This is a genomic window from Ruegeria sp. CDSC068 (genome assembly GCF_059610545.1).
Map to the genome: position 1 here is coordinate 58,924 of NZ_JBXWNV010000006.1, position 24,387 is coordinate 83,310.

A 24,387-nucleotide genomic window follows, 5' to 3' on the forward strand; every position below is an offset into this window, starting at 1 on the left:
AAGGGGCTGCCACGTGACGCAGAAAATTGCGCCCAGACAACCCAAGAGTTTTTTTGTCCGTGAGACCCGCAATTGGTCGTCACGGAACCCAAGTGGGCAGGCGGCCCATCACGTTCAAAGCAATCAATTGTGAATGTGCAGGGGCGAAGAGGCACTGTTCACAAATGCAGGGTAGGCCTTAGGTATCGGGCGTCAGATCCAAAACGAATTCGGTGACTTTTTCCGCGGGCATTTCGCAGGGGCGAAGAAGAGATCCGCGTTTGGTCAGATAAAGGTTCAGGCTGATGTAGTCGCTGCCGTCCAGTGCGCGTGCGACAAGTTTCTGCGACTTGCCGTCTGAAAATTCCGTTCGACTGACGATATACCGCCTGCCGTGGGCACGCCCGGTCGACGACCCCTTGGGGATGGCAAAAAAAGCGGTCAGGAAGGCGTTCGGGGCGCTCAAGACTGCCCGATTTTTGGTTCAGTGCCGGATTTGATGCGGGCAATATTCGCGCTGTGGCGCCAATAGACCAACAGGGTCAGGACGCCAGCCAGTAGCAGCGTTTGCGAATCTGTCAGCAGAAGGGCCCAGATAGTGGACGTTGCCGCCGCTGCAAGTGCCGCAAGGGATGAGATGCGCCAGATTGCAGCAGCAACCAACCAAGTCAAACAACAGGCCACACCGACGCGCCAGTCCAACGCCAGCCAGATCCCCAGAAACGTGGCGACCCCTTTTCCGCCCTTAAATCCCAGCCAAACCGGAAAGCAATGGCCCAAAAGTGCTGCCAGCGCCGCAATCTGCGCAGCATCCTCGCCCGCCAGTGCACGCGCCGACAGTACGGCAACTCCGCCTTTTGCGGCGTCGAAGATCAGGGTCAGGGCAGCGGCGGTCTTGTTGCCTGTCCGCAAAACATTGGTTGCGCCGATATTGCCCGATCCGATGTTGCGCAAGTTGCCCAACCCCATCACCTTGGCCAGGACCATGCCAAACGGGATCGACCCCATCAGGTATCCAAGTGCCGCCCACAGGATCAGCTGGGTCATTGTGCTGTCGATGATCGGCATCAGGGTCTCCGGTAAACTTCTTGTCCTGCAACGAAAGTTGCGGTGACCTTACCCTGCATCCGCTGGCCGTCAAACGGTGTGTTCTGAGATTTGGATTTGAGCGAGAACCGGTCCAGCACAAAGGGCACATCCGGGTCAAACAGCACCAGATCCGCAGGCGCGCCTTCGGACAGACGGCCACTGTCCAGCCCTAATCTTTTCGCCGGGTTTAGGGCCATTGCGCGGAACAGTGTCGGCAGGTCCAACTGCCCGGCATGATACAGACGCAAGGCGGCGGGCAGCAGGGTTTCCAGCGCTACCGCGCCGGAGGCCGCCTCTTCAAACGGCAGGCGTTTGCTTTCCTCATCCTGAGGCGTGTGCATGGAACTGATCGTATCAATCAGGCCGGTCCGCACCGCTTCGATCACTGCTTGCCGGTCATCCTCGGATCGCAGCGGCGGCTTGACCTTGAAGAAGGTGCGATAGTCGGCCACGTCCAGCTCGTTCAGAGTCAGGTGGTGAATCGACGTACCTGCGGTGATATCCAAACCATTCCGCTTGGCCCGTTCAAGCGCGGGCAGGGCACGGGCGGTGGTGATCTGGTCAGCGTGATAGGCGGCTCCGGTCATCTCAAGCAAGGCAATGTCGCGGTCCAGTCCCATCCGCTCGGCCATGGGCGAAACGGCGGGCAAGCCACGCAACACGGCGAACTTGCCACTGGTGGCTGCGGCACCATTGCTGAGAATGGGCTCTTGCGGGTGGGCGATGACAAGCGCACCGCAGGCCCGGGCATAGGTCAGGGCGCGCGAGAACACTTTGGTATTGGCAACGACGTGGTCGCAATCGGTGAAGGCGACGGCCCCGGCATCCTGCAGGAACCCGATCTCGGTCATCTCACGCCCTTCGCGGCCCTTGGTCAGCGCGGCCATGGGCAGAACGTTCACCGGAGTGTCTGCCTGCGCGCGGCGGGTGACGAACTCCAGACTTTCGGGCGTGTCGATCGCGGGGCTGGTATCGGGGCGGGTCACGATGGTGGTCACGCCTCCGGCCGCAGCGGCCAGACCGGCAGATTTATAGCTTTCCTTGTGTCGCTCACCCGGTTCACAGACCTTGACGCCGATATCGACAATGCCGGGGGCAAGGCACTGCCCGCCACAATCGACGACCTGCGCCTCCGGCGTCGGAGCGGCCCCTTCGCCGCGCGCAGCAATCCGGCCATCGGATACATGCAGCCAGCCTAGGCTGTCGGTGCCGGTTTCCGGGTCGATCAGGCGGGCGTTGGTGAAAAGTGCAGCAGTCATTTCGAGGCCTCTTGGGCTTGGTGCAATGCCGCCAAAGCGGCTTCTTTGTCTTCTAGGCTATCAAAGAAAAAGAACGGCTTTAGTTCGATCCCAAATGGCGCGGGCCTGATATTAAGAGATGGAGTGATTTCAACGCTCTTTGAATGCCATTGCCTTGAAACCAAAAGCTTCCTGACGATCCATGCAGATTTTCTTGTAATCGCGTAGATGCAATGCGTGCGGTTGTAATAATCGATGAACAAAAAAGCGGTTGTGCTTATCGGGATGATGTAGAGCGGCAGATATTCCCACGACACCTTCAGTGAGAAAAGCACTGGAATCCAAACCACTAAAGAAATAGCAGCTAGCCAATGTCCAAAAAAGGACGCGTGCTTTGGGATCACGCGTTGATCGGGGTGAACGACCCACAAAACCTCTTCTTTGAGAGGTATCTTTGAACGCACCCAATCTTCTACGGCTGTCATCTAATCGCCCTCTCGATGGCGGCTTTGGTGGCGGCGGGATCAGCCTGATATTTGATCAGGTGTTTGTCGCCGCCCTTGGTGACGATCTGGACAAAGCTGCCCATGAGGTTGACCGCCTGTATCTGGTTCAGCGCCACATTGCGCGGGCCAGGGCCGGTTAGGGTGGTGTCCGTCATCTGCCATGTGGTGGTCAGTTCTTCTGAGGCCAGGTACCATGCGCGAAAGGCAACCGCGGCAAGACCGGCGGGCGCCCCGGTCCAGACGTAGGGGTTGCCGACCAGCCACAGCACGATCATCGCGACGGCCATGGCCCCGGCGGCCAGCCATGTATTCGTGCGGATATACGCACCTTTGTCGGGGGTGAAGGTCACAGGATCAGCCACAGGATGCCTCCGATGACCACCAGCGCCACCACTGCCAGCATGGCCGACCCAATACGGCCGGGTTTATCGTCCTGTGGCGGGGTTTGCGGTGCCGAGAACGGTTCCGCGCTTTCGGTTTTAATTGCTCCACCGGTCCAGCTTGTCGCCTCTTCTGTATAAAGGCCGATCAGTTGCACTTTGGGGTCCGGTTGCAAAGTGGCGGCACGTCCCTGAAACGCGGCACTGCGCACGACCATGACCCAGCCTTCAACGCTGCCAAGTGCAGCCCGATCCAGTTGATCTTTGGGAACGCCGCACCCTTCGTTGAGATAGCCGAAAAGACCCAGTTCCTCGAGATCTGATACGGGAAAGACGTCGATCTGAACGGGATCCAGACCCTCGACACCCAGAATCTGGTCGGCGGCGCCCGGTTCGCGCAGGAACTTTGCTGCTTCGGGCCGCATGTCCAAGTGAAACAGGCGGAGGACGCCATGTTCGTGGGGGGCGACGTTCAGATCACTCATGCGGCCTCACCAAGGTTGCGGGCCAACAGTTCCATTGCGGCCATGCGAACGGCGACGCCCATTTCGACCTGTTCCTGAATAACGGACCGGTTAATGTCGTCCGCCAGCGTTCCGTCAATCTCAACACCGCGATTCATTGGGCCAGGATGCATGACGATGGCGTCCGGTTTGGCCTGCGACAACTTAGCGGCGTCCAGACCATAGCGGTGATAGTATTCCCGTTCCGAGGGGATGAACCCGCCATCCATCCGTTCTTTCTGGAGGCGCAGCATCATCACGACGTCGACGTCCTTCAGGCCCTCGTTCATGTCGTCGTAAATTTCAGCGCCAAACTCGGCAAACTGGCTTGGGAGCAGCGTCGGTGGTCCAATCATACGAATACGGTTTTCCATTTTGCCCAGCAGGATCAGGTTTGACCGCGCCACGCGGGAATGGGCGACGTCGCCGCAGATTGCGATATTCAGTCGGTGCAGGCGACCTTTGGCGCGGCGAATGGTCAGTGCGTCCAGCAGAGCCTGCGTCGGGTGTTCATGTTTGCCGTCACCGGCATTTAGCACCGCGCAGTTCACCTTCTGCGCCAGCAGGTCGACCGCGCCGGAATGCGGATGGCGCACCACCAACAAATCGGGGTGCATCGCATTCAGCGTCATCGCTGTGTCGATCAGCGTCTCGCCTTTTTTGATCGAACTGGCCTGCATCGCCATGTTCATCACATCCGCGCCCAGCCGCTTGCCTGCGATTTCGAAACTGGCCTGCGTGCGGGTTGAGTTCTCGAAGAACATGTTGATTTGGGTCAGGCCCGACAGCACGTCGGAATGCTTGGTCGACTGGCGGTTCATGTCGACGTATTTCTCGGCCAGATCGAGAATGGCAGTAATATCGGATTGCGACAGATGCTCGATGCCAAGAAGGTGACGATGGGCGAAACGCATTGGCGGGCTCCTGTCTGACAATCGCGCCGCTTATAGGAAGCCGCGCTGCGCAAGGCAACCTAAGGATCAGATCCTTCGGGCAGTTTCTCGCATCCGCCTTCGGGCAGGCACTGTTCGCCGGGCTTGCACCACTTGCCGTATCCGCAATCGATGGCCTTGACGGGAACACAGCCCTGATTTTTGGAACACTTGAACCCCTGACGGCACTGCGACCCGGTTTTTTCGCAAAGATACCAGCCGGGGCGTGAACATCCGCCACCCGGCAGGCAAGACGATCCGGATCCGCAAATGCGACCGTCGTCGCATGTCAGTGAAGGCAGTTCCAGAATGTCAGGTGTATTGCGCTCGCATTCGCCACGGGCATTGCAGATGCTGCCGCCGGGGCAGTCCAGACGCGACCTGCACTTATTTTGCCCCGCTGGTGCGCATCGGGTGCCGCCTGCCACGCAGCGTTCGAATGGGCCGCAGGTACGGCCGCCGCCGCAATAGGTGCCGCCCAATGGAATGCAGTGGCCATCAAAGCTGCATCTTTGGCCACCCGAACAGCATGTGCTGCCACATTTGAATTGGCCCGCGCGGCACTGGCCATATCTGTCTTTGAACTGCGCAGAAGTAGGACTGCTGAGAATGATCAGCAGCAAACCAAGAAACAAGAATCGCAATACAGACAACATGAATATGGCAATCGTCGGCGCGATGGACTGACCAATCAAGGTCTATCTGCTTTCCCTCGTTCAAAAGGTGGTTAGATTGAGAGCTATGGAATCGGCTTTGGACTATCATACTGCCCGTGCTCTGCTGGAATGGCAGATCGAGCTGGGCGCAACGGATGCTATCGGTGATGCACCGGTGGATCGCTATGCGTTGCCGGATACTGCGCCCAAAGCCAAGAAACCCGCAAAGGCCCAGACCGCACCAGAAAAACCCAAGCAAGTTGATCCGGTTGCGGTTGCGAAATCTGCGGCACAGGCTGCAGGGTCGCTGGATCAGTTGCAGGCGGCCATGGACGCGTTTGACCATTGCGAGTTGAAGCGCGGTGCGCGGCAGTTGGTCTTTGCCGACGGCACCCCGGGTGCGCGGGTAATGATTATCGGAGAGGCCCCGGGCCGCGATGAGGACCGCGAGGGCAAGCCCTTTGTCGGACGCGCCGGTCAGTTGTTGGACCGAATGCTGGCCGCGATTGATCTGAATCGGACCGAAAACGTCTATATCACCAACGTCCTGCCGTGGCGCCCACCGCAGAACCGGGATCCCAAGCCCGAAGAGATTGGCATGTTGAAGCCGTTTCTCGAACGGCACGTGGCCTTGGCCAAACCCGAGGTTTTGGTGGTGATGGGCAATATCAGCTGTCAGGCTGTTCTGGGCAAACGTGGGATCACACGGCTTCGGGGTCAGTGGGATCAGGCGATGGACTTGCCGGTTATTCCGATGTTCCATCCTGCATATCTGCTGCGACAGCCACAGATGAAGCGGCAGGCATGGGCCGATTTGCTGGAACTCAAAGCAAGGCTGGAGGGCAAGGCATGAAGATCCTCGCATTCTCGGACCTGCATATGGCGCGAAACCGTGCCGCAGACGTTGTTGCAGCCAGCGATGAGGCCGATCTGGTTATCGGAGCCGGAGATTATTGCAACATGCGGCAAGGGCTGGATGACGCGATGGCGATGCTGTGCGGCGTCAATGCACCGCTGGTTCTGGTTCCGGGCAATGCCGAAAGTGCAGGTGAACTGACCGACGCTGCGCCGGAAGGCGTGCATGTTTTACACGGGACAGGCATGACCGTGGATGGACTGCGTCTGTTTGGCCTTGGTTACGGCGTGCCAGTGACGCCATTCGGTGAGTGGTCCTGTGATCTGACGGACCCTGAAGCGGCTGAGTTGCTGGACCGGTGCGAAGGGGCTGACATCCTGATTGCCCATTCTCCGCCCAAGGGTCACGGCGATCTTACGTCGACGGGTGATGCGGTAGGATCGGTGGCGGTCCGTGACGCAATCGAGCGGTTGCAGCCGCAATTTGCCCTTTGTGGCCATATCCATGACAGCTGGGGTTACCGAGGCGCAATCGGCGTGACGCAGATCGCCAATCTTGGCCCCACAGTAAATTGGTTCGAGGTCACCACGTGATTGAAACAGTTACGCTGCTGGCGTTTATCCCGGCGGCAATTGCCCTGAATCTGACCCCCGGGGCGGACATGATGTTCTGCTTTGGGCAGGGACTGCGGTCCGGGGCGCGGCCTGCAATCGCCGCCAGCGCAGGTATCTCCGTCGGATCGATGGTTCACGTTCTGGTGGCGGGTCTCGGTCTAGGAGCGGCTGTGGCGACGATGCCCTGGCTGTTCGATGTGATCCGCTGGATGGGCGTTGCTTATCTGCTGTATCTCGCCTGGGGGGCGTTTCGGAATGGGGCGGTTTCTGCGGATGCTCCCTCCGGTCCCACCCAATTGGCATTCCGGGACGGGCTGGTGGTGAACCTGACCAACCCCAAAGTAATTCTGTTTGTTCTGGCTTTTATTCCGCAGTTCGTGAACCCGGCGGCGGGTTCGATCCTGCTGCAGTTTCTGATTTTCGGATCCATCATTGCGCTGGGCGGATTTGTGGTGAATGGGCTAGTGGGAATTTTTGCCGGTGGTGCGGGGCGGATGCTAATCGCGAACCCGCGCGCTTCGCGCATCATGGGCTGGGTGACAGGAGGGATTTTCGCAGCCCTCGCGATCCGGCTTGCCATCTTGGAAAGGGCCTGAGGAAACATGTCGCGCATTGATGAGACCAAAGACTTCATTCCGGTCCGTATCGCCGTGCTGACCGTCTCGGACACGCGTTCGCTGGACGAGGACAAATCCGGCCAAACACTTGTGGACCGCATCGAACGCGCCGGGCATCACGTTGCTGATCGCAGCATAATACAGGACGAACGCAACAAGATCGCTGATCAGTTGCGGACTTGGATCGCTAACCCGAAAATAGATGTGGTAATTTCAACCGGGGGTACCGGTTTGACGGGGCGCGACGTAACTGTCGAAGCGCATCGCGATGTCTATGAGAAGGAAATCGAGGCTTTCGGCACGGTGTTCACAATCGTTTCAATGGAGAAGATTGGTACGTCGGCCGTGCAATCACGTGCGACCGGTGGCGTGGCGGGTGGTACCTACCTGTTTGCATTGCCCGGCAGTCCCGGAGCCTGCAAGGACGCCTGGGACGGGATATTGGAGAAACAGTTCGATTATCGCCACCGTCCCTGCAATTTCGTCGAAATAATGCCCAGATTGGACGAACATTTGCGACGGAAGTAGACTGGTCGCACGTTAAACCGTTCATAACCGCTTTGTGGCTTGGCATTTTTTGCTGCCCAGCTACCTTTTGCTAATGGCAGCCTGATGCAACCGGGGTGAATTTTATATGCGATTTCTGAGGCAAAGCCTTGTTGGAGTCTTTTTGACGTCGTTGACAGTGGCCCTGTTGTTTGTGGCGGCGCAGATGATTTCGGGCGCCGTGCAAGACGTTCTGACACGGGAGGAGTCGGCTCCGCAGGCGCGCGAGCGTGTCTTTGCCGTTTCTGTTCGGTCTGCGGAATTGGAGACCGTGACACCATATCTTGAAGCTTTTGGCGAGGTTCAAAGCCGTCGCAGGTTAGAGTTGCGCGCCGCGCTGGGCGGGCGCGTTGTCGGGCTGGCCGAAGATTTTGAAGATGGCGGTGTGGTAACAACAGGCGAAGTTTTGGTCGAACTTGATCCCGCAGACGCCCAGTCCGCGCTGGACCGGGCAAAATCCGATTTGCTGGACGCGCAGTTTGAAGAGCGTGACGCGGAGCGGTCGCTGCTGCTGGCGCAGGATGAATTGAATTCGGCCGAGGCACAGGCAGAACTGCGCGGGCGCGCCTTGCAGCGCCAACAGGATTTGCAGACCCGCGGGGTCGGGGCCGCAGCATCTGTGGAAGAGGCCGAGTTGGCCAAGGCTGCCGCGCAGCAGGCGGTGTTGGCGCGGCGGATTGCGCTGGCCCAGGCAGAGTCCCGCGTCGATCAGGCGACCACCCTGTTGTCACGAGCCCGCATTTCGCTTGAGGCCGCTGAACGCGATCTGGATGATATGACAATCCGCGCCCGGTTCGGGGGCACATTGACGGATGTAACACTGGTCGAAGGACGGCTGGTGTCCGCGAACGAAAAGCTGGCGGAACTTGTCGACCCCAATGCGTTGGAGGTGGCATTCCGGGTCTCAACCGCGCAATACGTCCGATTGCTGGATGCAGCCGGTGATCTGATCGACGCACCGGTGACTATCTCGCTTGAGGTCACGGGCACCGACCTGACCGCACAAGGCCGCATTAGCCGCGACAGCGGATCGGCGGGCGAAGGGCAGACCGGGCGTTTGATCTATGCTCGACTGGATGAGGCGTCGGGGTTCAAACCGGGCGATTTTGTTACCGTCACAGTGCAGGAACAACCGCTGGACAACGTAGTACTGCTGCCGTCTTCGGTTCTGGATGCTGTGGGCACAGTGTTGGTGCTGGATGAGAATGACAGGCTCGAAGCGCTGCCAGTCCAGTTGATCCGCCGTCAGGGCGATGAGGTCTTGCTGCGGGGCGAAGGTTTGGTTGGGCGTGAGGTCGTGATAGGCCGCACGCCGCTGCTGGGATCGGGCGTGCGTGTCCGGCCCCTGCGGATAGATGATAGCGCCGGGGCCGCACCGGATATGGTTGAGCTGTCTGTGGAACAGCGCGCTAAGTTGGTCGCTCAGGTTGAGGCCAGCACCCGCATGCCAAAGGACGTCAAAGAACGGGTTCTGGGTCAGTTGAGCGAGGCCAAGGTGCCCGCCTCGCTTGTCCAGCGGCTTGAAAACAGGGCGGGGGGCTAAGCGCCATGATGCGCGAGATCCCCGGCGCGGCAGGCGGCATACTTAGTTACTTCACGCGTCACAAAACAGTGGCAAACCTGCTGCTGCTGGTGATGCTGGTCCTGGGCGCAGCGGCAATCCCGAACATGCGGGCACAGTTCTTTCCGGATGTGATCCTGGAACGCGTCGACGTGAGTGTGGACTGGGATGGGGCCGGTCCCGAAGATGTGGACAACGGTATCGTTCAGGTGCTTGAGCCCGCCTTGCTGGCGGTCGAGGGTGTCGCCAGCACCGAGTCCACGTCACGCGAGGGGCGCGCCAGCATTCGGCTGGAGTTCGAGCCTAACTGGGACATGTCCCGCGCAGTCGAGGAGGTCCGGACTGCCGTCGACAGTGTAACCAGCCTGCCGGACGATGCCGAAGAACCAACGATCCGGCGGGGTGCCTGGCGGGACCGGGTTACCGATGTGGTTGTGACAGGGCCTGTCGATCCTGATCAATTGGCCAAATTCACGGACGAATTAATCAACCGTCTTTTCGCGGTTGGGGTTACCCGTACCACGATTCGGGGGCTTGCTGCGCCGCGCATCGTGGTCGAGATACCGACCGCCCAACTGATTGCCAACGACATCACCCTGTCCGAGGTCGCATCAGCTGTCGCGGCCGAGGTCAACGCAAACCCAGCAGGTGATGTGACCGGCGCGAATGCCCGTATTCGCACGGGTACGGAAAAGCGCACACCCGAAGAAATCGAAGGTATCGCCCTGCGCAATTTTGCGGACGGATCTAAGTTGCTGGTGGGCGATGTGGCGCAGATCCGGGTCGAAGGGGTCAACCGCAATCGCAGCTACTTTGTGGGCGAAAATCCGGCAATGTCGGTGCGGGTAGATCGCTCAAACCTGGGTGACGCGATCGAAATCCAGCACGCGGTCGAAGACGTTGTGACGGAAATGCAGGCCAGCGTTCCCGAAGGTGTGACGATCGAGCTGATCAGAACCCGCGCTCAGGCGATCACCGACCGTCTGGATATTCTGGTCGACAACGGCCTTGTTGGCTTGGGCCTGGTGGTCTGTCTGCTTTTTCTGTTTCTGAATGCGCGGATCGCCTTTTGGGTCGCTGCCGGCATTCCGGTTGCCATGTCTGCCGCGATTGCCTTTATGTATGTCGGCGGGCTGTCGATCAACATGGTGTCCCTGTTCGGCTTGATCATCACGCTGGGCATTGTTGTGGATGACGCCATCGTCGTGGGTGAGCATGCCGATTTCCGCGCGCGCCGATTAGGTGAGGCCCCAATGGTGGCCGCTGAACGAGCGGCGCGACGCATGGCGATGCCGGTCTTTGCGGCGACCCTGACGACGGTGATTGCCTTTTTTGGTCTGACCCTGGTTGGCGGCCGGTTTGGCGAGTTGATCCGCGACATCCCCTTTACCGTGATTGCGGTGCTGATTGCCTCGCTGATCGAATGCTTCCTGATCCTGCCGAACCACATGGCGCATGCCATCGCGCATTCCACCAAAGAGCACTGGTATGATCTGCCCAACCGCGTGGTCAATCGCGGGTTCCGCTGGGTACGGGATCATCTGTTCCGACCGCTGATCGCCTGGGTTGTCTGGGCACGCTATGTGGTGGTTGCCATGATGGTGGTGATCCTGGCCAGCCAGTTTGCCCTGTTCATTCGAGGTGATGTGAACTGGCGGTTCTTTAACGCGCCCGAGCGCGGCTCGGTCACGGGCAACTTCATAATGGTCGAAGGTGCCACCCGCGCCGAGACTGTGGCCATGATGCATGAGCTGCAGCGCGCGACCGAAGAGCTGGGCCAAATTTATGAAGACCGCCACGGTCATAACCCGATCGACTATGTGCTGGCCGAGGTGGGCGGGTCCGCAGGATGGGGATTGGCCGCCGCCGATGGTAAAGACGCTGACTTGCTGGGTGGTATTTCTATCGAGCTGATCGACGCGGATCTGCGCCCCTATTCCAGCTTTGAGTTTGTGGGTGAGTTGCAGGATTTTGTTCCGCGCCACCCGAAGGTCGAACTGCTCAGCTTCCGGGGATGGCGATCTGGGCCCGGTGGCGATGCCATTGACGTTCAGTTCTATGGCGCGGATGTGAACACGCTCAAATCCGCCTCAGAGGACTTGCAGACCGAGCTGTCAAAATACCCTGAAGTTTCGGCGCTGGAAGACAACCTTGCCTATGACAAGGAAGAGTACATTCTGGACCTGACAGCGCAGGGTCAGTCGCTGGGGTTCAGGATCGAAACGCTGGGACGCGTGTTGCGCGACCGGTTGAACGGGATCGAGGCGGCGACCTTCCCGGATGGCCCGCGCAGTGCCGAGATCAGGGTTGAACTGCCCGAAGGAGAGCTGACCGCCGATTTCCTGGAGCGCACTCTGATGCGTACACCCGATGGAGTGTATGTGCCGTTGGCCGATATCGTGTCGGTCGAGCGAAAGTCCGGCTTCTCGACCGTCCGGCGCGAAAATGGCCTGCGGGTGATATCGGTGAATGGCGACATCTCGGAAGATGACCCGACGCGCGCGGCTGAGATTGCACGTGCCATGGGCGAGGAAATCCTGCCGAAAATCGCCTCGGAACGACAGGTCGAATGGCGGATGGCCGGTCTGAGCGAACAGGAAGACGAGTTCCTGTCCGAGGCGCGCACCGGCTTGATTCTGTGCCTGACGGGTATCTATCTTGTACTGGCCTGGGTGTTTGCCAGCTGGACGCGGCCACTGGTGGTGATGGCGATTATCCCATTTGGGTTGGTCGGCGCGATCTGGGGGCACTACCTGTGGGAAGTTCCGCTAAGCATGTTCACGGTCGTCGGTCTGCTGGGGATGACGGGGATCATCATCAATGATTCGATTGTTTTGGTGACGACCATCGACGATTACCAGAAAGAGCGCGGGCTTGTGCCTTCGATAGTTGAAGGCACCGCAGACCGGTTGCGGCCTGTGATGCTGACGACGCTGACCACGGTTCTGGGGCTGACCCCGTTACTGTATGAAGGGTCGCAGCAGGCGCAGTTTCTTAAACCCACAGTCATTACTTTGGTCTATGGGCTGGGCTTTGGAATGTTGCTGGTCCTGCTGCTAGTCCCGGCGTTGCTTGCCATTCTGAACGATCTGTCTCGCCCAATGACCGCGATGCGTCGGGCGGCACGTGCCCCGGACCGTGTGGTGCAGGGGACGTTGGCGTGTTCGGGCCTCGCCCTGCTTTCATGGTTTACGGTCACGATGGTGTGGCCCGCAATTTACGGCGCGCCCATCGGGTTCTTGTCCGGGCTTTATGCGGGCGAGGATGGCATGGCTATTCTTCGGATGGGCTTGGGCGCATTCGTTACAGGTGCTGCGCTGATACTGTTCCTCAGCGTGGCAGTCTCAGGCTTGCTTTATACCCGGCTCAAAAGGCCCGCGACCTAAGTCCGGCGCAGGGCGGTTTCCAGCAGATCGATGACGCGGTTGCTCATCTCTAGTTCGCCGCGGCGGATCTGATCCACAGGGAACCAACGCGCATCGAGCGCGTCGTCACCTGCATTGGGGTCGCCGGTTTGATACTGACAGGCCACGCCTACCAGCAGGTAGTGTGTCTGGACGTCGCCGTTTTCGTTCCAGCGCAGCAAATCAAGATTGTCTAAGTAGTGATGTGGGTCTGCAATGACCGAGGTTTCTTCGCGCAGCTCTCTTTGCGCGGCTTGCAAAACAGTCTCGCCCCATTCCACGTGACCCCCAGGAAACCCCCATAGCCCAGCATCAGGTTGCTTGCTGCGTTGAACCAGCAGCACTTGGTCCTGATGCAGGACTACTGCCAAAGCGCCGATTTTTGGAGTTTGTGTCATGAAATCACCGGGCTCAGCTTGCGCTGCATCCCCGAATGTCGACTGCGTGATTTGCCCCCAACACGGTGATCCGAATTTCCGACCGATCCAGCGCAAACGGTCCACCGGATGCATTAATCACCTCAGAGGTTGCGATCAGAGTGTTGCCGGTTCGCGTCGTCTCGGTCTGCGAAGCCCAGAGCGCCGGGTTCCCCGGCTCGATCACGGCCACCTCGCGACCGCCTGCCGAGGGCATGGTCACCCGGGCCTCGATCTTCATCCCGTCTGATGTGGGTGAGAGGTGACAGGTGGTATGGGCCACTCTGGCCTCGTGTTCGGAAAAGGGCCTTTGTGCCAGTGCAGCGGCGATGGTGGGGTTGCGCCCGGCGTCTGCGTTCAGCGTGTGGTCGAAATCCAGCTGTTCCGGGATGCAAACATCCTTGCAGACGCCCAGATCCATCGTTCCCTGCAGGCGTACGGGCTTGGCCGGGTTTTTCGGCGTGATCTCGACTGGCAAAACCAGTTGGTTTTCGTAGCCGATCGATTGCAATCCGTTCTGGTCAAAAACATTGGGTGCGGGCCATGTAATCGACACATCCCCGACGTTGTTCGAACGGTTCCAGTCGAATTGCGGTGGAATGCCAGCATCCCCCGGCGCACGCCAATAGGTTTTCCAACCGTCCTGCAGCGTCACACGCACGGCGCTGAGGTACGTTCCTTTAGCGGTGCGTCCGCCATCCAGAATATCCAACTCGGCAACGGGGCCGTTGACCTGCGCTGTTACAGGTAAGGCCAGACCAAAGGTTATGGCGATTGCCGCTAATACATTTTTTACGCTCATGGTTCATAAATGCGCGGTTGCGGCACAGAATCCAAGTCACGTTCCGGTAACCGGGATGAAATCTGCGGAAATGTGCGCTGATCCCTTGCCATTCGGGGTGACCAAGGGTCATTGTTGAAGCATACCTGATAAGAGATGTCGGCCCATGGATCTTACCGGAAAACTGTTGATTGCGATGCCTGGCATGGGCGATCCGCGTTTTGATCATTCGGTGGTGTACCTGTGCAGCCATGGCGAAGATGGTGCTATGGGGTTGATTATCAACAAACCTTCGGATCTGCGGCTGAAAACTCTGTTGAGTCAGCTCAACATCCCCTGCCGGATTCCGGTTGTGGGTGAACGTTTGGTCCATTTCGGCGGTCCGGTCGAGATGTCGCGTGGTTTTGTCCTGCACAGCTCGGATTACGAGGCGAACTTGCATTCCATGCACATCACGGATGAGTTCAGCATGACGGCAACGCTGGATATCCTCGAGGATCTTGCCTCGGGGCGCGGGCCTTTGAACTCTACTTTGGTGCTGGGCTATTCGGGCTGGGGACCTGGCCAGCTTGAGGACGAGATCGCCATGAACGGCTGGCTCACAACTGAGGCGTCGTCACAGCTGGTCTTTGATGTGCCGGATGATGAGAAATGGAGCGGTGCGCTTGCGACTTTGGGCGTTGACCCCTTGATCCTGTCTGCCGAGTCCGGGCGCGCCTGATCAGCCGTTACGCGGGGCCGCAGCGCGGCGCAGGCGGTCGTTAATGGCCGCACCCAAACCATGTTCGGGAATTTGGGTCACCGCAATTGGTCTGCCGGTGTCATTCAGGCTGTGCAGTGCGGCGAACAGGTTGGCAGCGGCCTCGGCAAGATCACCTTTCGCTGACAGGTTCAGATCGCAGTCCACTGGGCCAAACCCCAGCAGAACTTCATCGCCTTGCGCGGTGCTGGCGTTCAGACGAACGGGCGCATCCGGAGCATAATGCGATTGCAGCTGGCCGGGCGCGTTCAGCGCATCACCCGGCTGGTGGTGGTGCAGCTGAGTATCCAGAACCGCCTCGATCTGTTCCAGCGAAACGCCGCCGGGGCGCAAAAGGGCAGGCTCGCGCGCAACGCCCACGATGGTGCTTTCCAACCCGACCCCGCAAGGTCCATCGTCCAGAACCGCGGCGATGCGCCCATTCAGGCCGGACAGGACGTGTGCGGCTGTGGTCGGGCTGATTTGCCCGGACGGATTGGCAGATGGCGCGGCGACCGGGCCGTCGAATTCGGACAGTAGCGCACGGGCCGCAGGGTGGGCTGGCACTCGCACGGCGAGCGTGTCCAGCCCAGCTGTCACCAGCGATGAAATCCCGTGATCCGGTCGCAGTGGCAGAACCAGAGTCAGCGGTCCGGGCCAGAACGCGGCCGCTAAGGCCTCGGCCTGATCGGACCATGTCACGAACCGCTGGGCGGCTTCGATCGAGGCCACATGCGCAATCAACGGGTTGAAGCTGGGTCGTCCCTTGGCGGTATAGATGCTTGCCACCGCTTCTCCGTTACGGGCATCCCCGCCCAGGCCGTAGACAGTCTCGGTTGGGAAAGCCACCAGAAGGCCTTGCCGCAGCAGGTCTGCCGCCTGCGCAATTCCGGCAGGATCGGCGTTTAATGTCAGAGTGCCGTTGGGGATCATTGGTGGTGACGCCGCGTTTTGATTGCGTATAGCATTTGGACCGATACCTAATCGGTGGAACTCAGATGCATAAAGGTGGGCGGTGGAAATTCCAAGCCCGTCGGCGTAAACGCAATCAGACAGCCTAGAGGGAAGACATGCCATATCGCGCCCCAATCTCTGATTATGAATTCTTGTTCCGCCACGCGGTCAATTTTGACAAGATCGCTGCCACCGAGAAGTTCTCGGAAGCCAGCGACGATGTGGTCAGTGCCATTCTGACCGAAGCCGGAAAACTTTGCGAAGAGGTGATGGCCCCTCTGCAACGCCCCGGTGATCTTGAGCCCGCGCGCTTGGAAAACGGCGTGCTGCGTACCTCGACCGGGTATGCTGATGGCTGGAAAGCCATAGCCGAAGGCGGCTGGGTCGGGATGAGCGGTGATCCGGAATATGGCGGCATGGGTCTGCCGATGACGCTGACCACCGCCGTGAACGAGATGATGTCGGCCTCCTGCTTGTCGCTGCAACTTGCGCCGCTGATGACACAGGGCCAGATCGAAGCGCTGGAACATCACGCCAGCGATGAGCTCAAGGCGCTGTATTTGCCTAAGATGATGGCAGGTGAATGGTCTGGTACCATGAACCTGACCGAACCACAGGCCGGGTCGGATGTGGGTGCGTTGACTTCGAAAGCCGAAGCCAATGGGGATGGCACCTTTTCTGTGACAGGGCAGAAAATCTTTATCTCATGGGGTGACAACGATTTTGCTGAGAATGTCTGCCATTTGGTACTGGCGCGCCTGCCAGATGGCGTTCCCGGAACCAAGGGCATTTCGCTGTTCCTGGTGCCCAAGCTGCTGCCGGATGAGAACGGCAATCCCGGTGTGGCCAATGATCTGAAGGTCGTATCGGTCGAGCACAAGATGGGCCTGCACGGCTCACCAACTTGCGTGATGCAGTTTGACGGTGCCAAAGGCTGGCTTGTAGGCAAGGAACATGGCGGCATGGCCGCGATGTTCACCATGATGAACAACGCGCGCCTAGGTGTTGGCGGTCAGGGCGTGGGTGCAGCCGAAGGTGCCTATCAGCACGCGCTGGCCTATGCGTTGGAGCGGAAACAGGGCAAAACCCCCTCGGGCACCATTATCGACCACGCGGATGTGCGTCGGATGTTAATGAGCATGCGTGCTGACACTTTCGCTGCGCGTGCGATTATGCTGGCCAACGCCGCGGCCATCGATATGGCCAATGCAACGGGCGACGCCGATTGGATGTCTCGTGCCGCTCTTTTGACGCCGATTGGCAAGGTTTTTGGCACCGAGACGGGAATGCGCGTATCTGAGACCGGTGTTCAGGTACATGGCGGTATGGGCTTCATCGAGGAATCCGGTGCTGCTCAGTATTATCGCGACGTCCGCGTGACCGCGATCTACGAAGGCACCAACGGTATTCAGGCGATGGATTTGGTGGCGCGCAAGATGATGGATGGCGGCGAAGCAGCCTCGCGCCTACTGGACGAGATCGAAGATCATGCTGAACAGGCGCGGGCGACGATGCCCGAACTGGCTGGCCCGGTTTGGGAAGCGACCGAAAGCTTGCGCGAGACGACCGAGTGGATGGTGGCGCAGTCTGATATGAACAATCGGTTTGCCGGGGCGTTGCCGTATCTGCACGCCTTTGCCCGCGTTTTGGGTGCACATTACCACCTGAAGTCGGCTTTGGCAGAACCGGGTGGCCCGCGCTTTAAGCTGGCCCGGTATTACATCAACGCGCTGTTGCCTGAATATGCTGGGCTGCTTGTTCAAGCACAGAACGGGGCAGATGATGTATTCGGGCTCAGCGCCGAGGAGTTTGTATCCTGATGGACGGAGAAACCCCTTTGGCAATCAGATATCCCTGGTCAGAGCCTCCGGCCGAGGGCGAGGCGACCGAGATTGCCGAAGGTGTTCTGTGGATGCGTTTGCCGCTGCCCATGGCGCTGGATCACGTTAACATTTACGCGCTGGACGATGGCGACGGCTGGACCGTGATCGACACAGGAATGTCGTCGAACAAAACACGGCGCATCTGGGAAAAGCTGATGGCAGGCCCATTGGCGGGCAAGCCGATCACGCGGGTGGTTGTGACTCATCATCACCCCGATCACGTGGGCAATGCGGGTTGGTTTCAATCCGAGCATGGTGTGGAACTGGTGGCGTCGCGCACCGCCTGGCTGTTTTCGCGGATGCTGCAACTGGATGTTCAGGAAAGTTGGCCCCAGGAGACGCTGGACTATTACCGCAGTGCAGGAATGGCACCCGACGTGCTGGCCAAGCGGATGGCCGAGCGCCCCTTCAATTATTGCGACACAGTTTATCCGATGCCGCTGGGTTTCACTCGGATCAAACAAGGCAGTGTGATCCGCATGGGTGGGCGCGACTGGGATGTTCATATGGGCAATGGCCATGCCCCCGAACACGCGACATTCTGGAGCCGCGACGACAATCTGGTGATCACCGGCGATCAGATCCTCAGTTCGATCAGTCCCAACCTGGGTGTCTATGTCACCGAACCTTTGGCGGATCCGGTTGCTGAATGGCTTGAGGCCTGCGAACGGCTTCAGGGGCTGGCGCGACCCGATCATCTGGCGCTGGGCGGGCACAAGCTGCCATTCACCGGGCTGCCCATCCGGATGAGGCAACTGATCGACAACCACCACAGTGCATTGGATCGTTTGGAAAAGTATTTGGACCAGCCCAAGACCGCTGCCGAATGTTTCATGCCCTTGTTCAAACGGCAGATCAGCGGTGGCGAGTATGGGCTTGCGCTGGTCGAAGCGGTTGCACATCTGAATCATCTTTACCACATTGGAGCTGTCACCCGAACGCGCCGCGCGAACGGGGCGTGGGAGTTTCAGCGCAAAGGGTAAAGCTATGCAGGATCAGATCGAAACCTCGGCCGAGGCCGCCGAAGCCGCAGCTTTGCCGCGCTGCTACGAAGTGCATTCCGACCCCGAAGCAAAGTCAGGCGCAAAAGACCTGCCCGGTCCGTTGCAAAAACCGGTTGAAACAAAAAGCCCCGCGCAATGGGCGTATGAACGTCTGATCCTCTATATCCAGAATTTCGAGAAGACCCTGACAGGCGACCAAGAGGTTGCGATGGGATTCACCGGCGGCGACGCAGGCGTCATGCGGATCGAGGGGATGGGGTATTTTGATCCCGATATCATCACCTTTTATGGGTCCGATGCGACCGGCGCGCGCACTCAGCTTGTACAACATGTCAGCCAGTTGAACGTGATGCTGCGGGCCCTGCCCAAATCGGTCGAGGACAAACCCGCCAACCGGATCGGGTTCCGTCTGGCGGCGGATCTGGAAGAAAGCTGATCACCTGACTTGCAATTCACGTCTGCGCAGCCTTGAATGAGTTTACCATTCAAGGGGGCCTCGCGTGACCACTTTCTCTGCCGTTACAAGTGCCTACAAAGGTGCGTGGGCCCGTCGCCGTGTCTTTGTGCCGATCTATCTTGTTGTGCGCCTGCTTTTGGTTGCGCTGATTGCGCCCGGCGTGGCGATCACGGTGAATCTTGCCGTATCGCTATCTAACCAGACGGCGCTGACTGATCAGGCGATCGCTGCATTCGTTCTCTCACCTGCCGGGTTTATTGCGGCCGTTGTGGTGCTCAGCCTGTTTCTACTGGCCGAAGTGTTTGTCTTCTCGGTCATGGCCGGGTCGCTGCGGATGGCAGAGCCGGACCCATGGCGCGCCGGCAGTTCTTCGATCAGGCTGATCCTGTCGCGGCTTCCATCCCTGTTCGGATTTGCGGTGCGCTTTGTTGTGCGTGTTTTGCTGTTGGTTCTGCCCTTTGCGATCGTTTCTGCCGTGATCGCGTGGTGGACGCTGACTGAATATGACATCAACTATTATCTGACATTCCACCCGCCCTCATTCTGGGTGGCTGTGGTGCTGATCGGGGCGGTTGTGCTGGCTATGGCCTGGGTGTTGATCCGACGCCTGTCAGCCTGGGCTTTGTCGCTGCATTTGGTTTTGTTCGAGGGCGTTCACCCCGGACATGCGTTTGGCATCAGTGCCAGTCGGATGGAAGGTAAGCGCGGACGCCTCAAGGTAGAACTGGCCATGTGGCTGGCTGTGCGCTTTGTCATCGCTGCCGTGATCGCCTGGTTGGCCGGGCTTTTGTTCGCACTGGTGCCGCTGCAAGGCGCAGCCAACCTGAGATTGGCCCTGATTTACAGCCTCGCCGTCGCCGGTATCTGGTCACTGGCCGGACTGGTATTGGCAGCCACGGCTCTGGGCGCATTGGCAGTTCTGCTCGATGGGTTCTTTGATATCCAGACATCGGAACCAACCCCTCCAAAGCCGCGCAACCTGCGCAGAACAATGGTCACGGCTGTTGGGGCCGCCATCGTTGCTGTTCTTGTTGGGATATGGTTCGGGCAGCACCTTCTGGAAAGGGTGCAGGCATCGGACCGTGCAGAGGTTATCGGTCATCGCGGCGCTGCCGCGCTGAAGCCCGAAAACACGATGGCCTCGGTTCTCAAGGCGATCGAGGACGGGGCCGACTGGGTTGAGATCGACGTGCAGGAAACAGCGGATGATGTAGTCATCGTCGCCCATGACAGTGATTTCATGAAACTGGCCGGTGTTAACCTAAAGGTGTGGGATGCCACGATGGAGGATATCGATCAGATCGACATCGGCAGCTGGTTTGGCCCTGAATACGCAGATGAGCGGACGCCGACGCTGCGTGACGTGCTGGAGGCCGCGAAGGGCAAGGCCAAGGTCATTATCGAACTGAAATACTACGGCCACGACGTAGACCTTGAGAATCGGGTTGTCGCCCTCGTCGAAGAACTGGGCATGCAGGACGACATTGCAACGATGTCCCTGAAATACCCGGCAGTGCAAAAGATGAAGACGATTCGCCCCGACTGGCGCGCCGGTGTTCTGGCCGCGACTGCTGTGGGTAATCTCTCAGGTCTCGAAGGTGATTTTGTTGCGGTGAACGCCGCGATGGCGACGCCGGGTTTGGTCAATTCGGTCCATGCGGCGGGTAAGGACATCTATGTCTGGACAGTGAATGATCCGCTGCAAATGTCGGCGATGGCGTCGATGGGGGTGGATGGGCTGATCACGGACCGACCAGCGATGGCAAATGAAGTTCTGCGTGTGCGCGCCGAATTGGGGCCGGCAGAGCGGTTGTTGTTATGGCTGGCGACGACCTTTGGCATGTCCTTTGATACTGAGGCGATGCGCGATGAAAGCCCCTAATCTGGCAGCAATCCTTTTGTTGAGTGCCTCGCCAGCCTTCGCGCAAGACGTCATGCGCAGCTTTGAGTTGCCCGCGCATCGCTCCCTGATGGCAGAGCGCAGCAGCGCAGAGTTGACTCCGTTTGAAACGGATGGCTGTTCGGGTGGTCTTTCGGCCAGTTGGCGCTTTGTGGCGGATACGTTCCCCAGCTTTCGGGGACTGTATGAGGCGCACCCACCGTGGGAATACTGCTGTGTGACCCATGATCGCGCCTATCACCATGCTGGCGGGGCTTTGCGGGCCGAAGACAGCTATGACGCACGCCTGTCTGCAGACGAGACCCTGCGTGCTTGCGTCAAAAAGCATGGGACAGACCATGCCGAGGAATATGCCGAGCGCTATGACATGACGGCCGAACAGATTCGCACCGCTCATTCTGTCACGGCCGAGGCGATGTATGCGGCGGTCCGATTCGGCGGCGGCCCCTGTTCGGGCCTGCCCTGGCGTTGGGGTTTTGGGTATCCGGGGTGCTCGGTGTTCCCACCTTTGGCCCCTGCGCGCGAATGACGTGGTGACAGGCCCCGGATTTTCCATTATCCAACATTTCAAACACGCGAATTAGGATTCTGAGACTCATGGCTGAACACAAGCACGGCGAAATGGATATCACTGTTCAAACCAAAACCTTTGATGGTTTCGTCAAAGCCACCACATGGTGTGTGGTTGCCATCGCCCTCCTTTGCCTGTTCCTGGCGGTCTTCGCCGCATAATCCAAAACGGGGTTGACCTTGATCCGGATTTTGATTGCCTGCCTGCTGGCAGCAACTGTTGCTGGCTGCACGGGATCGCAGCGTCCGCAAGCCGACCGGGCCGAGGTCGTTGCCCGATCCTATCGTGATCCAGGGCCTTCGACCCTGACGCTGTATACGATGATCAGCACGCGCACCGGGTCTGGTGCCCATACTTCGTTGATGATCAGCGGCAGCGAGCGGGTGATCTTTGATCCTGCGGGGTCTTTCCGCGCAGATGTGGTTCCGATCAAGGACGACGTGCTGTACGGTATCACCCCGAATGTCGAGCGCGCCTATCGCAGCTCACACGCGCGCGAGACACATTATGCGCGTATCCAGACGATTCAGGTAAGCCCGCAACAGGCCGAGATTGCCTTGCAGCTGGCCAAACAATCCGGTCCGGTCGCTGGCGCCTATTGTGCGAATTCCACCGCGTCGCTGCTGAAGCAGGTTCCGGGGTTCGAACAGATCGACGTGACCTTTTTTCCGGTCAAGCTGTCAGATCAGTTCGGTCAGATTCCGGGTGTTGTGACAACGGAGTATCGTGAGAACGACGATGCCGACCTGCAAAAAGGTCTGGCCGCCAACAATGCGGCACTGAACCAACTGGAAACGGTCTCAACCCAATAAGTACAGCAACCCGTACAGAGTTGCGGCACCGCTGAAGATCGCTGCCAGCACATTCTTTGTGATCACTCCGACGCTCAGCGCAACCGCGGCGGCCGCCATCCGTGGAATGTCGGGCTGCCCTTCGGTTGCGGTTGGCCAAACAACCAGCGGTGCAATCAGGGCGGGCAGGATGGCGACAGCGGTATAGCGCAAGTGGCGCAACAGCCAGGGAGGCATCGGGCGATCCCCGACGAGGCCGATAAAGACAAACCGCAAACTATAACTGCCAATGGCAAGTCCAATGATGATGGACCAGATCGTGACCGGATCAACAGGGGTCATGATGCGGCCTTTCTGCGTTCGGCGAACAATTCGGCCTGAGCACCGGCCATCATGCCGGCACATCCGGCAATCAGCAGGCCCAGATTGTATGGGATGCCAGCGGTCATCAAAGAAACAACAATGGCGACCAGCGCAGCCACCACATGGGGCAGGGTGCGCATCATTGGCCCGATCATTGCCAGAAATGTAATCGGCAAGGCAAAGTCCAGCGCCCAGCTTTCGGGAATGCGCGTGCCAAGAACCGCGCCCAGATAAGTCGCAAATATCCATAGCGGCGTGATGGGGGTGACCGAGCCCACGAAATAAGCCATGCGCTGGGGCACTGTCATCCTGGGTTCTTTTTCAAACTGCACAATCGAACAGGCATAAGACTGATCGACAGTCAGGTAGGCGGCACAGGCCCGCTGCCACATCGGCGCAGCCCCCAGATAGGGCGTCAGTGACGCTGAATACATCGCCATCCGCAGGTTCACCGCCAGGGCAGAGACAAGAATAATGGCCGTCGGCGTCTGATCCTGCAGCAATTGCAGCGCGGCAAACTGCGCAGCACCCGCAAAGACAGTGGACGTGAAGGCCATGGTTTGCACGATATTCAACCCGGCCTCGGTCGCGAAGACGCCGAACAGGGTGCCAAACGGGATCGCCACAAAAATGAACGGGGTCCCGTCGCGAAAACCCTTCCAGAAGTATGACTTGGATGTGGTGTCTGCCATGGCTAAATCCTATGGTGATCCCCGCAGCAGTAGCGGTCTTGGGAAAGGGTTGCAATTGGCCACGGAACAGAACCAGTCAGACTACATCATCGCCCCAGATCCCGGTGCGCCCCGCCTGACCCGCGCCGTTGAAGGCGTGGACCAGAATGGTGAGGTCAGTCGGATCTCGGTGGTCGAGGAGCGCCCGCTGACGATTTTCCTCAATTCACAGGAAATCGTGACCGCAATGACCATTGGCGATTACCCGGAATACCTGGCGCTGGGTTTCCTGCGCAATCAGGGGATGCTGTTGGCAGATGATGAGATCACGCGCGTTGAATACGATGATGATCTGGAAACCGTGATCGTGCGCACTGCGCGCGAGACCTCGTATGAGGACAAACTGAAGAAAAAGACCCGCACCAGTGGCTGTGCGGTCGGCACGGTGTTCGGTGACATGATGGAAGGATTGGAGAACGTGCGCCTGCCGCAGGTCTCGGTCCGCACGTCGTGGCTCTATGATCTGGCGGCCAAGATCAACCGTACCCCGTCGCTGTATCTTGAGGCTGGGGCGATCCACGGTACAGTGCTGTGTCACGAGAACCGCCCGTTGGTTTATATGGAAGACGTGGGCCGCCACAACGCTGTCGACAAGATCGCCGGCTGGATGCTGTCCGAAGGTGAGGGGGCTGAAGACAAAATCCTCTACACCACCGGACGTCTGACCTCGGAAATGGTGATCAAGACCGCGATGATGGGCATCCCGGTTCTGGCGTCGCGATCGGGCTTCACCGCATGGGGCGTAGAGATTGCCCGCGAAGTCGGACTGACACTGATCGGTCGGATGCGCGGGCAGCGCTTTGTATGTCTTTCAGGTCAGGACCGACTGATGCGTGATGTGGATCCGGCGACTGTGGCGGTCGAGGATAAGAAACACAAAAGGAAAAGCTCCCAGTCCTGAAATCCGTTGGGTAAC

The 24,387-nt window shown here is 59.1% G+C and carries 28 protein-coding genes; 15 read left to right on the forward strand and 13 right to left on the reverse strand.

The window, feature by feature from the left end; all coding sequences use genetic code 11:
* Positions 1–178: 178 nt before the first annotated feature.
* From AC2FID_RS13375 to AC2FID_RS13410, 8 genes are read right to left on the reverse strand one after another with little or no spacing between them, the layout of a single operon-like run.
* Complete coding sequence (locus AC2FID_RS13375; protein ID WP_282169849.1) at positions 179–445, reverse strand: hypothetical protein; 267 nt, start codon at positions 443–445, stop codon at positions 179–181.
* On the reverse strand, positions 442–1,047 hold the full coding sequence (plsY, locus tag AC2FID_RS13380) for a glycerol-3-phosphate 1-O-acyltransferase PlsY (RefSeq protein ID WP_496837237.1): 606 nt from the start codon (positions 1,045–1,047) through the stop codon (positions 442–444). Before plsY ends, AC2FID_RS13375 begins: the two co-directional genes overlap by 4 nt.
* Positions 1,047–2,327: a dihydroorotase gene (pyrC, locus tag AC2FID_RS13385; protein ID WP_496837239.1), complete on the reverse strand. Its 1,281-nt coding sequence runs from the start codon at positions 2,325–2,327 to the stop codon at positions 1,047–1,049. The genes plsY and pyrC overlap by 1 nt, the downstream gene beginning before the upstream one ends.
* On the reverse strand, positions 2,324–2,791 hold the full coding sequence (locus AC2FID_RS13390) for a hypothetical protein (RefSeq protein WP_496837241.1): 468 nt from the start codon (positions 2,789–2,791) through the stop codon (positions 2,324–2,326). The genes pyrC and AC2FID_RS13390 overlap by 4 nt, the downstream gene beginning before the upstream one ends.
* Positions 2,788–3,174, reverse strand: a complete 387-nt coding sequence (locus AC2FID_RS13395; RefSeq protein WP_282120066.1) for a hypothetical protein — start codon at positions 3,172–3,174, stop codon at positions 2,788–2,790. The genes AC2FID_RS13390 and AC2FID_RS13395 overlap by 4 nt, the downstream gene beginning before the upstream one ends.
* Entirely contained in the window at positions 3,159–3,677 is a 519-nt protein-coding gene (locus tag AC2FID_RS13400) for a hypothetical protein (RefSeq protein ID WP_282120067.1), read from the reverse strand. Before AC2FID_RS13400 ends, AC2FID_RS13395 begins: the two co-directional genes overlap by 16 nt.
* Positions 3,674–4,609, reverse strand: coding sequence for an aspartate carbamoyltransferase catalytic subunit (locus tag AC2FID_RS13405; RefSeq protein WP_496837243.1), 936 nt, complete (start codon positions 4,607–4,609; stop codon positions 3,674–3,676). The genes AC2FID_RS13400 and AC2FID_RS13405 overlap by 4 nt, the downstream gene beginning before the upstream one ends.
* A gap of 59 nt (positions 4,610–4,668) precedes the next feature.
* Positions 4,669–5,322, reverse strand: coding sequence for a scavenger receptor class F, member 2 (locus AC2FID_RS13410; protein WP_282120069.1), 654 nt, complete (start codon positions 5,320–5,322; stop codon positions 4,669–4,671).
* 46 nt (positions 5,323–5,368) lie between these two features.
* Between AC2FID_RS13410 and AC2FID_RS13415 the strand changes: the two genes are divergently transcribed.
* The 6 genes from AC2FID_RS13415 to AC2FID_RS13440 all read left to right on the forward strand — a co-directional run bounded on the left by AC2FID_RS13415 (position 5,369) and on the right by AC2FID_RS13440 (position 12,863).
* Positions 5,369–6,136 carry a uracil-DNA glycosylase gene (locus tag AC2FID_RS13415; RefSeq protein WP_496837450.1) on the forward strand — a complete coding sequence of 256 codons (768 nt, stop codon included), beginning with the start codon at positions 5,369–5,371 and terminating at the stop codon, positions 6,134–6,136.
* Positions 6,133–6,732: a metallophosphoesterase family protein gene (locus tag AC2FID_RS13420; protein WP_109312951.1), complete on the forward strand. Its 600-nt coding sequence runs from the start codon at positions 6,133–6,135 to the stop codon at positions 6,730–6,732. Before AC2FID_RS13415 ends, AC2FID_RS13420 begins: the two co-directional genes overlap by 4 nt.
* Positions 6,729–7,349, forward strand: a complete 621-nt coding sequence (locus AC2FID_RS13425; protein ID WP_496756543.1) for a LysE family translocator — start codon at positions 6,729–6,731, stop codon at positions 7,347–7,349. The genes AC2FID_RS13420 and AC2FID_RS13425 overlap by 4 nt, the downstream gene beginning before the upstream one ends.
* Before the next feature lie 6 nt (positions 7,350–7,355).
* Complete coding sequence (gene moaB / locus AC2FID_RS13430; protein ID WP_496837246.1) at positions 7,356–7,898, forward strand: molybdenum cofactor biosynthesis protein B; 543 nt, start codon at positions 7,356–7,358, stop codon at positions 7,896–7,898.
* Between the two features lie 106 nt (positions 7,899–8,004).
* Entirely contained in the window at positions 8,005–9,459 is a 1,455-nt protein-coding gene (locus AC2FID_RS13435; RefSeq protein WP_496707335.1) for an efflux RND transporter periplasmic adaptor subunit, read from the forward strand.
* A gap of 5 nt (positions 9,460–9,464) precedes the next feature.
* A complete protein-coding gene (locus AC2FID_RS13440) occupies positions 9,465–12,863 on the forward strand; it encodes an efflux RND transporter permease subunit (protein WP_496837247.1) in 3,399 nt (1,132 codons plus the stop codon).
* On the opposite strand, the gene AC2FID_RS13445 is transcribed toward AC2FID_RS13440, so the two are convergent.
* Together AC2FID_RS13445 and AC2FID_RS13450 are read right to left on the reverse strand one after the other, a co-directional pair.
* Positions 12,860–13,279: an NUDIX hydrolase gene (locus tag AC2FID_RS13445; RefSeq protein WP_496837248.1), complete on the reverse strand. Its 420-nt coding sequence runs from the start codon at positions 13,277–13,279 to the stop codon at positions 12,860–12,862. The genes AC2FID_RS13440 and AC2FID_RS13445 overlap by 4 nt on opposite strands.
* A 13-nt stretch (positions 13,280–13,292) precedes the next feature.
* The gene (locus AC2FID_RS13450; protein ID WP_496756536.1) at positions 13,293–14,099 is read right to left on the reverse strand and encodes a protein-disulfide reductase DsbD domain-containing protein; all 807 of its coding nucleotides are present in this window, start codon (positions 14,097–14,099) and stop codon (positions 13,293–13,295) included.
* A 145-nt stretch (positions 14,100–14,244) separates the two neighbouring features.
* Here AC2FID_RS13450 and AC2FID_RS13455 point away from each other — a divergent pair, with 145 nt between their 5' ends.
* A complete protein-coding gene (locus tag AC2FID_RS13455; RefSeq protein WP_472722810.1) occupies positions 14,245–14,799 on the forward strand; it encodes a YqgE/AlgH family protein in 555 nt (184 codons plus the stop codon).
* On the opposite strand, the gene AC2FID_RS13460 is transcribed toward AC2FID_RS13455, so the two are convergent.
* Positions 14,800–15,750, reverse strand: a complete 951-nt coding sequence (locus AC2FID_RS13460; RefSeq protein WP_496756528.1) for an L-threonylcarbamoyladenylate synthase — start codon at positions 15,748–15,750, stop codon at positions 14,800–14,802.
* Positions 15,751–15,887: 137 nt separating this feature from the next.
* On the opposite strand from AC2FID_RS13460, the gene AC2FID_RS13465 reads away from it, so the two are divergent.
* The 7 genes from AC2FID_RS13465 to AC2FID_RS13495 all read left to right on the forward strand — a co-directional run bounded on the left by AC2FID_RS13465 (position 15,888) and on the right by AC2FID_RS13495 (position 22,398).
* The gene (locus tag AC2FID_RS13465; protein ID WP_282120078.1) at positions 15,888–17,591 is read left to right on the forward strand and encodes an acyl-CoA dehydrogenase family protein; all 1,704 of its coding nucleotides are present in this window, start codon (positions 15,888–15,890) and stop codon (positions 17,589–17,591) included.
* Positions 17,591–18,637: an MBL fold metallo-hydrolase gene (locus tag AC2FID_RS13470; protein WP_496837250.1), complete on the forward strand. Its 1,047-nt coding sequence runs from the start codon at positions 17,591–17,593 to the stop codon at positions 18,635–18,637. Before AC2FID_RS13465 ends, AC2FID_RS13470 begins: the two co-directional genes overlap by 1 nt.
* Positions 18,638–18,641: 4 nt before the next feature.
* Positions 18,642–19,094: a DUF6173 family protein gene (locus tag AC2FID_RS13475; RefSeq protein WP_058273581.1), complete on the forward strand. Its 453-nt coding sequence runs from the start codon at positions 18,642–18,644 to the stop codon at positions 19,092–19,094.
* Between the two features lie 64 nt (positions 19,095–19,158).
* A complete protein-coding gene (locus AC2FID_RS13480; protein ID WP_496837252.1) occupies positions 19,159–20,997 on the forward strand; it encodes a glycerophosphodiester phosphodiesterase in 1,839 nt (612 codons plus the stop codon).
* A complete protein-coding gene (locus AC2FID_RS13485; protein ID WP_496837254.1) occupies positions 20,984–21,544 on the forward strand; it encodes a hypothetical protein in 561 nt (186 codons plus the stop codon). Before AC2FID_RS13480 ends, AC2FID_RS13485 begins: the two co-directional genes overlap by 14 nt.
* 68 nt (positions 21,545–21,612) lie before the next feature.
* Positions 21,613–21,747, forward strand: coding sequence for an aa3-type cytochrome c oxidase subunit IV (locus AC2FID_RS13490; RefSeq protein WP_058273578.1), 135 nt, complete (start codon positions 21,613–21,615; stop codon positions 21,745–21,747).
* Between the two features lie 18 nt (positions 21,748–21,765).
* Positions 21,766–22,398, forward strand: coding sequence for a hypothetical protein (locus tag AC2FID_RS13495; RefSeq protein WP_282169832.1), 633 nt, complete (start codon positions 21,766–21,768; stop codon positions 22,396–22,398).
* On the opposite strand, the gene AC2FID_RS13500 is transcribed toward AC2FID_RS13495, so the two are convergent.
* Both AC2FID_RS13500 and AC2FID_RS13505 read right to left on the reverse strand, forming a co-directional pair.
* Entirely contained in the window at positions 22,387–22,719 is a 333-nt protein-coding gene (locus tag AC2FID_RS13500; RefSeq protein WP_058273577.1) for an AzlD domain-containing protein, read from the reverse strand. The genes AC2FID_RS13495 and AC2FID_RS13500 overlap by 12 nt on opposite strands.
* Positions 22,716–23,432 carry an AzlC family ABC transporter permease gene (locus AC2FID_RS13505; RefSeq protein WP_282169831.1) on the reverse strand — a complete coding sequence of 239 codons (717 nt, stop codon included), beginning with the start codon at positions 23,430–23,432 and terminating at the stop codon, positions 22,716–22,718. The genes AC2FID_RS13500 and AC2FID_RS13505 overlap by 4 nt, the downstream gene beginning before the upstream one ends.
* On the opposite strand from AC2FID_RS13505, the gene AC2FID_RS13510 reads away from it, so the two are divergent.
* On the forward strand, positions 23,431–24,372 hold the full coding sequence (locus tag AC2FID_RS13510) for a formate dehydrogenase accessory sulfurtransferase FdhD (RefSeq protein ID WP_432653524.1): 942 nt from the start codon (positions 23,431–23,433) through the stop codon (positions 24,370–24,372). The genes AC2FID_RS13505 and AC2FID_RS13510 overlap by 2 nt on opposite strands.
* The last annotated feature ends 15 nt before the right edge of the window (positions 24,373–24,387 follow it).

Excerpts from the sequence above, each read along its gene's own strand:
- AC2FID_RS13420 (WP_109312951.1), top strand. The coding sequence starts at position 6,133 with ATGAAGATCCTCGCATTCTCGGACCTGCATATGGCGCGAAACCGTGCC.
- AC2FID_RS13510 (WP_432653524.1), top strand. The coding sequence starts at position 23,431 with ATGGCTAAATCCTATGGTGATCCCCGCAGCAGTAGCGGTCTTGGGAAA.
- AC2FID_RS13450 (WP_496756536.1), bottom strand. The coding sequence starts at position 14,099 with ATGAGCGTAAAAAATGTATTAGCGGCAATCGCCATAACCTTTGGTCTG.
- AC2FID_RS13505 (WP_282169831.1), bottom strand. The coding sequence starts at position 23,432 with ATGGCAGACACCACATCCAAGTCATACTTCTGGAAGGGTTTTCGCGAC.
- AC2FID_RS13460 (WP_496756528.1), bottom strand. The coding sequence starts at position 15,750 with ATGATCCCCAACGGCACTCTGACATTAAACGCCGATCCTGCCGGAATT.
- AC2FID_RS13400 (WP_282120067.1), bottom strand. The coding sequence starts at position 3,677 with ATGAGTGATCTGAACGTCGCCCCCCACGAACATGGCGTCCTCCGCCTG.
- AC2FID_RS13475 (WP_058273581.1), top strand. The coding sequence starts at position 18,642 with ATGCAGGATCAGATCGAAACCTCGGCCGAGGCCGCCGAAGCCGCAGCT.
- AC2FID_RS13440 (WP_496837247.1), top strand. The coding sequence starts at position 9,465 with ATGATGCGCGAGATCCCCGGCGCGGCAGGCGGCATACTTAGTTACTTC.
- AC2FID_RS13490 (WP_058273578.1), top strand. The coding sequence starts at position 21,613 with ATGGCTGAACACAAGCACGGCGAAATGGATATCACTGTTCAAACCAAA.
- AC2FID_RS13485 (WP_496837254.1), top strand. The coding sequence starts at position 20,984 with ATGAAAGCCCCTAATCTGGCAGCAATCCTTTTGTTGAGTGCCTCGCCA.
- AC2FID_RS13415 (WP_496837450.1), top strand. The coding sequence starts at position 5,369 with ATGGAATCGGCTTTGGACTATCATACTGCCCGTGCTCTGCTGGAATGG.
- AC2FID_RS13465 (WP_282120078.1), top strand. The coding sequence starts at position 15,888 with ATGCCATATCGCGCCCCAATCTCTGATTATGAATTCTTGTTCCGCCAC.
- moaB (WP_496837246.1), top strand. The coding sequence starts at position 7,356 with ATGTCGCGCATTGATGAGACCAAAGACTTCATTCCGGTCCGTATCGCC.
- AC2FID_RS13500 (WP_058273577.1), bottom strand. The coding sequence starts at position 22,719 with ATGACCCCTGTTGATCCGGTCACGATCTGGTCCATCATCATTGGACTT.
- AC2FID_RS13390 (WP_496837241.1), bottom strand. The coding sequence starts at position 2,791 with ATGACAGCCGTAGAAGATTGGGTGCGTTCAAAGATACCTCTCAAAGAA.
- AC2FID_RS13405 (WP_496837243.1), bottom strand. The coding sequence starts at position 4,609 with ATGCGTTTCGCCCATCGTCACCTTCTTGGCATCGAGCATCTGTCGCAA.
- AC2FID_RS13455 (WP_472722810.1), top strand. The coding sequence starts at position 14,245 with ATGGATCTTACCGGAAAACTGTTGATTGCGATGCCTGGCATGGGCGAT.
- AC2FID_RS13435 (WP_496707335.1), top strand. The coding sequence starts at position 8,005 with ATGCGATTTCTGAGGCAAAGCCTTGTTGGAGTCTTTTTGACGTCGTTG.
- AC2FID_RS13445 (WP_496837248.1), bottom strand. The coding sequence starts at position 13,279 with ATGACACAAACTCCAAAAATCGGCGCTTTGGCAGTAGTCCTGCATCAG.
- AC2FID_RS13470 (WP_496837250.1), top strand. The coding sequence starts at position 17,591 with ATGGACGGAGAAACCCCTTTGGCAATCAGATATCCCTGGTCAGAGCCT.
- pyrC (WP_496837239.1), bottom strand. The coding sequence starts at position 2,327 with ATGACTGCTGCACTTTTCACCAACGCCCGCCTGATCGACCCGGAAACC.
- plsY (WP_496837237.1), bottom strand. The coding sequence starts at position 1,047 with ATGCCGATCATCGACAGCACAATGACCCAGCTGATCCTGTGGGCGGCA.